This window comes from Candidatus Borrarchaeum sp. (assembly GCF_019058535.1).
Classification (GTDB): Archaea; Asgardarchaeota; Sifarchaeia; order Borrarchaeales; family Borrarchaeaceae; genus Borrarchaeum; species Borrarchaeum weybense.
Genome location: NZ_JAHPYX010000234.1, coordinates 34,020 through 40,873 on the forward strand (window position 1 = coordinate 34,020; position 6,854 = coordinate 40,873).

A 6,854-nucleotide genomic window follows, 5' to 3' on the forward strand; every position below is an offset into this window, starting at 1 on the left:
ATTCGTTTTAAGTTACTGAAATATTTGTATAAGGCGTTAATATTTTAAATGAATTAATGGATGATACTTTGTCCTTTTCATGTAAGAATAACAAAAGGACTCTAATCCCATTTCAAGAACCCAATCATTTTATTGATTATTGAACTCAAAAACTGGCAAGTAGGCTGCACTCTAAGAAAAAGAATTAGCAATTACTTGTTAAGGTCATTAGGAGGAAAGAGTATATTGAAAATGTCAAGAAAATTTACGCCAGTATCTATTGAAGAAACGATTTTGAAATTTTGGGAGGATAATAAGATCTATCAAAAAACGAAAGATTATCGAAAGGGCAAAGAAAAGTTTTACTTCTGCGATGGTCCCCCTTATACGACTGGGAGCATTCATTTAGGCACTGCATGGAATAAAATCATCAAAGATTTCTTCCTCAGATACAGGCGCATGAGAGGTTATGACGTCTATGATCGCCCAGGGTATGATATGCACGGATTACCCATTGAAGTCGCTATTGAGAAGAAACTGGGCATCGAAACGAAAAAGCAAATCGTTTCATTTGGCGTGGAACGCTTTATTGAAGAATGTAGAGCATTTGCGATTGAAAACCTCAATAAGATGACAGAACAATTTAAAAGGTTAGCTGTGTGGATGGATTGGGAAGATCCGTACATGACAATCAAAGATTCTTATATCGAGGGTGCTTGGTGGGCACTTAAGAAAGCGTATGAAAAGGATCTTCTATACAAAGGCACGAGAGTATTGAATTCTTGCCCTAGATGTGAAACTGTTCTCGCTAAGCATGAGTATGAGTATAAGACAGTTGGAGATCCTTCAATTTTTGTAAAATTTCAACTAAGAGACACGCCAAATGAATATTTCATAGTTTGGACAACGACACCTTGGACTCTCCCTAGCGACTTAGCAGTTATGGTACACCCAGAGTTCGAATACGTTCGTGCTCAGGTTGAAGATGAAATCTGGATCATTGGAAAGTTTGTCTCAGTAGGTATTATTTCAGCAATGCTTGAAAAAAAATTCAAGGTAATCGAAGAAGTCACAGGTGAAATACTGCGGGAAAGAGGACTCCGTTATATTCATCCGCTCATTGAAGAAGTTCCTATTATGCAGGAATTTTATGAAAAATATCCGGAAGCACATTCTGTATTATTGAGCAGTGAGTTTGTAACGAAACTGCAAGGTACTGGTATCGTTCATAGCTCTCCTGGGGCTGGACCTGAGGACTTTGAGGTAGGAACAAGATATGGACTTCCTCCTTTTTCGCCACTTGATGAAGCTGGACGTTTTACTGAAGAGGCTGGAAAATACGCTGGATTATTTGTTAAAGATGCAGATCCTATCATAATTGAGGATTTAAGGAGAAAAGGTCTGCTTCTTGCGACTCATCGAGTTGAACACGAGTATGCTCATTGCTGGAGATGCAAGAGCCCTTTGATATTTCAAGCTACAAGCCAATGGATGTTGAATTTAACGAAAGAAAAAGAAAAGATTCTTGCAGAAAATGACAAAGTTAAATGGTCTCCAGATTGGGCAGGTAGTCAGAGTTTTAGGAGCTGGTTAGAAAACCTGCAAGATTGGTGCATTAGTCGACAAAGATATTGGGGTATACCTCTACCGCTCTGGATTTGCGATGCATGTGAATCTATTGAGGTTATAGGATCAAGAAAAGAACTATTAGGTATGTATGGAAAACCTGTTGATGATTTTCACCGACCTTGGATTGATGAGGTAACATGGGTTTGTGCCTGTGGTGGTACCTTTCGAAGGGTACCCGATGTATTAGACGTTTGGCTGGACAGTGGCGCAGCAACATGGGCTATCTTGCCCTATCCTGAAGATCCTAAAACCTACGATTACTGGTGGCCTGCCGACTTCATTTTAGAAGGTAAAGATCAAGTTAGAGGCTGGTTCAACTCACAAATCTGTCTAAGTGTTGTAGCAAACGATAGGAGACCTTACGAGGCAGTTTATATGCATGGTTTTGTTGCAGATACCGAGGGACGGAAAATGAGCAAATCTTTAGGAAATGCAATTGAACCCAGTGCCGTTATTGAGAAGTATGGCTCCGAAGCGTTTAGATTCTATTCTTTAGCTACACCTCCAGGCGAAGATATGAAATTCGATTTTAAAACTCAACAGGATTACTTCAAAATTCTGAATATTCTTTGGAACACTTACATGTTCGCAATATCACGAGTCAAAGAGTCCAACTTTAATGTACAGGACCATTCTCTCGATACTGCTGAACTTCAGATAGAAGATAATTGGCTTATTTCGCGTTTCCACTCTGCACTTAACAAGATGACCCGCGCCTTCGAAGCAATGCGCCCGGGAGATACAATTCCCATTATGCAGGAATTAATTGTTGAAGACATAAGTAGATGGTATATTCGCCTAATCCGAGAACGCACATGGATTTCTGAGTCGGGATCAAGCAAAGCAACTGCACTTACTACCCTTGTAACTGTCCTCACAGAAACTGCCAAGATGTTTGCTCCTGTTCTCCCAATAATAGCAGAATCAGTCTATCAAAATTTCATTCGTGAACAATATCCTGATTTGCCTGAGTCTATCCATATGTGCGATTGGTCTGAAGTTAACGAATCATTCCGTGATGAAAAACTAGAAAATGCTATGAAAGACGCACGAAAAATTGTAGAACTTACTCTAGCGCTTCGAGATGAGCATAATATCAAATTAAGATGGCCTTGTAAGAGACTCGTTGTGATATCGAAAGAAGGTTTTGGTGATATATCAGAAGTAATTCCCGCAATCGTTCACGAGGCAAATGTAAAAGATGTGCTTGTAACTGAAACGTTACCTAGTTCAACAGAACATTTAGTTGGTATGGTAAGCGATTCATTTGACCTCTACCTCGATTTAGAAATCACTGATGAAATTGCCTCAGAAAGACTTGTAAGAGAATTCATGCGCCAAGTACAATTTACTCGAAAGAAAAACAGACTTAATGTAAGTGATCGTGTTGACCTCATTGTAGTAACTCAAGATGACAAAATCAGACAGTATTTAACAGAGTGGCGAGAAGAAATCATCGCAAAAGTCGGAGCGCAAAACTATGAGGCACAAAAGAACGATATAGAAGAAGATTTTAAAGATCACTACCCCATATTCAGTGAATTGCAGTATGAGAATGCCAAAGTCAAAATATATATGAAAAAAACTTCCCTTTCTTCTAAATGACAAAGGTGTGGAAGAACTTCAAATAATGGAAATGGCGAGTGATCGAAAGATATTAAATAAAACACCTAATATTTCGTTACATGAGGGTCCGTGGCCTAGCCAGGTTAGCAGCGCTTCAATGTGCTGACCGAGGGGCGCCGGCCTTATATGACCTCGTCCCATACAAAGCAGGCCTAAGATAGCCGGAGACTGCCTGTTTCTTGCTATTACCGGCAGCCGAAGATCGCGGGTTCGAATGTCTTGAGCAAATCGCTCATTTCGAAAAGCCCGCCGGACCCACCACTTTCTTCTTTTTAATGAATATTTTTATTCTCTATACTATCATTTTTCAAGAAACATTGAAAAGGTCATATTAAGAGGTAATGACCATGTCCCCCTACAGGCAATTCGCAGAGGAATGCATTATACTTACACAGAAAACCCTTCAAGCTGTCTTTCCAGAACTATCAGTAACACTCAATCATGAAATTCCGGCTAAATTAGAGTTTGGAGAGTTGGCAGTTCCTGTTTTTCATATCGCAAAGAAAATAAACAAAAAACCCAAAGATCTTGCAGAAATTCTCATTGAAAATATCAACCCTTCAAATTCACGCTTCATAAAAGAAGTAGTAATAGGTGGAGCAGGCTATCTAAATTTCTTTGCAAATTATGATTCCTTTGCAAATCTCGTTATAAACTCAATAAGAACCCTGGATACAAGTTATGGAAAAAGTGAAGCGAAGAAAAAGGAAAAAATTATAGTAGAATACTTGAGTCCAAATCCAAATTCTCCTTTGCATATCGGTCATGCACGAAATGCAATTCTAGGCAGTTCACTAGTCAAAGTTTTGCAAACACAATCTCATGATGTTTGTTCTCACATATATATCGATGATGTTGGTCGACAGGTTGCGATATGTGTACAAGGTCTACGGATGGTAGATAGAGACACTCAGCCTTCAGACATGAAGTCAGACCAATTTGTAGGAACAATTTACACAATAACAAATGCACTTACTGAAATTCAGAAGGCAAAAAAGGAACAAAATGACTTAGCTGAATGGGAATCAATCGCAGAAGAATTAAAAAAAGCACAGCCTAGTATTTTCGACCAGATTAGTAATAACTCAGAAAATATCGACTTAGATGCGGAAATATCGACCCTCATATCTCTTTATGAAAATCAAGATGAACAAACTGTTCAACTTTTCAGAAGTCTTGTTGATTTAGTTCTTGGAGGATTTAAGGAGACCTTCAAAACAATTGATATAGCTTTCGAAAGCTATGATTGGGAAAGTTCGTTCATCTGGGATGGAAGTGTTACAAAGATTTTAAACGAACTAAAAATGACACCTTTTGTTACAGAACTCGATGGTGCATTAGTCTTCGATTGTGAGAAAGCTGCAACTGAATTTAATATTAAAGAGAGTTTGGGGGTTAAAGAAACTCATGAAATTCCTCCTATGACTTTAATGAGATCTGATGGCACGACTCTTTATACAACACGGGATATAGCATACAGTAAATGGAAACTTGATCAATCAGATCGCGTAATAAATGTTATAGGGAAGGAACAGACACTTCCACAACTTCAGATAAGAATAGCTTTGTATGTATTAGGTGAAGATGGTAGCAGACAGATTCATTATGCCTATGAACTTGTTAAACTTCCAGAATTCAAAATGTCAAGTCGAAGGGGACGTTATATTGGTTTTGATGATCTAATAGATGAGGCGACAACGAGAGCTCTAGAGGAAGTTAACACCCGTTCACCGCATTTATCCGAAGATGAGAAAAGAAGTATTGCTGAAGTAGTTGGGATTGGTGCTGTAAAGTATTCTATCTTAAACGCCGTGCCGACCAAAATTGTGACATTCACATGGAATAAAGTACTCGATTTTGAGCAGAATAGCGGGCCTTTCATTCAATATGCACATGCAAGAGCATGTAATATTCTTAAAAAAGCAAAAAAAACTCCTAAAACAGCCAACTACAATTTGGTAGATGAAGAATTAGAAAAACTTCTTGTCCAAAAACTTTCACTATTTCCAGAAATTATATCGAAAGTGGCTGAGGAATTACGTCCAGACATTGTATGTGAGTACGCAAACAACCTAGCATCGATATTTAACTCATTTTATGCTTCTATACCGGTATTAGCAGCTGAAACCGATGAATTAAGGAATTTACGTTTATTAATTGTTAATAGTGTGCGAATCGTGTTAAGAAATGCCTTGAAATTGATGGGAATTGTTGCCCCATCGAGAATGTGATATTCAAAAACAATCAGCGGGATTTTTTAGAAAAACTTGCAAATACTTCTTATGATATTGCAATCAGAACGATTTTGTAAAAAGATAATTTAAACCGCCACCTTTTAACTGATAATAAATTTCTGAGGAAATCTGGAGTCATAGCATGAACCAAGAAAGAATTCACATTTTACGAAAGGGTATAAAGAAGACAGGTCCAGTTGTTTATTGGATGTGCCGAGACCAACGTGTAAATGATAACTGGGCGCTATTATTCTCTCAAGAGTTAGCATTAAAACACCCCTTGGCAGTTGTTTTTTGCTTAGTGCCTCAATTTCTAGGAACGACTATTAGGCAGGATGATTTCATGCTTAAAGGTCTGCAAGAAGTAGAGAAAAACTTGAAAGAAAAAAATATCCCCTTTTACATGCTTACAGGGTCTCCAGAAGAAGAAATCCCCAATTTTGTGTCAGAATATGAAATCGGCACGCTGATCACAGATTTTAGTCCCCTGCGCATTAAAAAAACGTGGAACAGAAGTGTTAAAGGTCATATTGATATCCCTTTTTTCGAAGTTTACGTTCATAATATTGTACCTTGCTGGATTGCATCGCCAAAACAGGAATATGCGGCTTACACTTTCCGACCAAAAGTTCATCGTGCACTAAAATTAATATTAACAATAGATAAATAGCAGCGCTTAGTTATTTAAGCAAGAGGGAGACCCTTGTAAAAGTGAAGCAATTCATCGCAAACTATCCCTCATGTGTTGGGGGTCTTCTTGCGAATGGATTATAAACATCCTCACTCTATTACTCATACGCGTTAACAATTTTCTTATTAATAAACATCAATATTTAATACCACCTTACTATTATTCGTGCTTATATTGAAAAACCCCATAAGAGTTTGAGAGTTGATCCAAAACGTTTTTCATTTGATTAAGGGTGCGGTATCACCTTAGCAACCATACACTGATGTTGGTGACCAAATGGGTGAGCAATCGGCAAAAATCCACTATACAGCATTTGTTGATAAGAAGGTAAAATACGATGATGAAGTAACCATTGGTCCTTTTTGTGTTCTCATAGGCAAAATCAAGTTAAACAAAAAGGTTCGCCTATGTCAGAATGTTGTGATTTATGAAAAAACCGAAATTGGAGATGCCACTTATATTGGCGATAACGTCGTCATCGGTCATCCTGACGTAGCACAGCTAGATTTGATTATGAGATCAAGTGAAGTTTTCCATCGTGTTATGGGGGAAAAAGTTCAGATCGGAAAAAACGTCATAATCCGTTCTGGGGTTGTTATTTACTGCAGTGTGAAGATCGGAGATTATACTAAATTGGGTCATAACGTAATGCTTAGAGAAGAAACAGAAGTAGGTGAACATAGCCTAATCGGGAC

At 38.1% G+C, this 6,854-nt stretch carries 3 protein-coding genes, 1 tRNA gene and 1 pseudogene; all 5 read left to right on the plus strand.

The window, feature by feature from the left end; all coding sequences use genetic code 11:
* Nucleotides 1-231: 231 nt before the first annotated feature.
* The gene (gene ileS, locus QVB70_RS14430; protein WP_287587647.1) at nt 232-3,213 is read left to right on the plus strand and encodes an isoleucine--tRNA ligase; all 2,982 of its coding nucleotides are present in this window, start codon (nt 232-234) and stop codon (nt 3,211-3,213) included.
* Between the two features lie 84 nt (nt 3,214-3,297).
* A tRNA-Ile gene (locus QVB70_RS14435) sits at nt 3,298-3,495 on the plus strand.
* An 86-nt stretch (nt 3,496-3,581) separates the two neighbouring features.
* On the plus strand, nt 3,582-5,465 hold the full coding sequence (locus tag QVB70_RS14440) for an arginine--tRNA ligase (protein WP_287587640.1): 1,884 nt from the start codon (nt 3,582-3,584) through the stop codon (nt 5,463-5,465).
* A gap of 145 nt (nt 5,466-5,610) precedes the next feature.
* Nucleotides 5,611-6,138, plus strand: a complete 528-nt coding sequence (locus QVB70_RS14445; RefSeq protein ID WP_287587643.1) for a deoxyribodipyrimidine photo-lyase — start codon at nt 5,611-5,613, stop codon at nt 6,136-6,138.
* Nucleotides 6,139-6,435: 297 nt separating this feature from the next.
* Nucleotides 6,436-6,854, plus strand: a pseudogene (locus tag QVB70_RS14450) (hypothetical protein); the annotation flags it as partial.

Coding starts and splice junctions, on each gene's coding strand:
- ileS (WP_287587647.1), top strand. CDS start 232: ATGTCAAGAAAATTTACGCCAGTATCTATTGAAGAAACGATTTTGAAA.
- QVB70_RS14440 (WP_287587640.1), top strand. CDS start 3,582: ATGTCCCCCTACAGGCAATTCGCAGAGGAATGCATTATACTTACACAG.
- QVB70_RS14445 (WP_287587643.1), top strand. CDS start 5,611: ATGAACCAAGAAAGAATTCACATTTTACGAAAGGGTATAAAGAAGACA.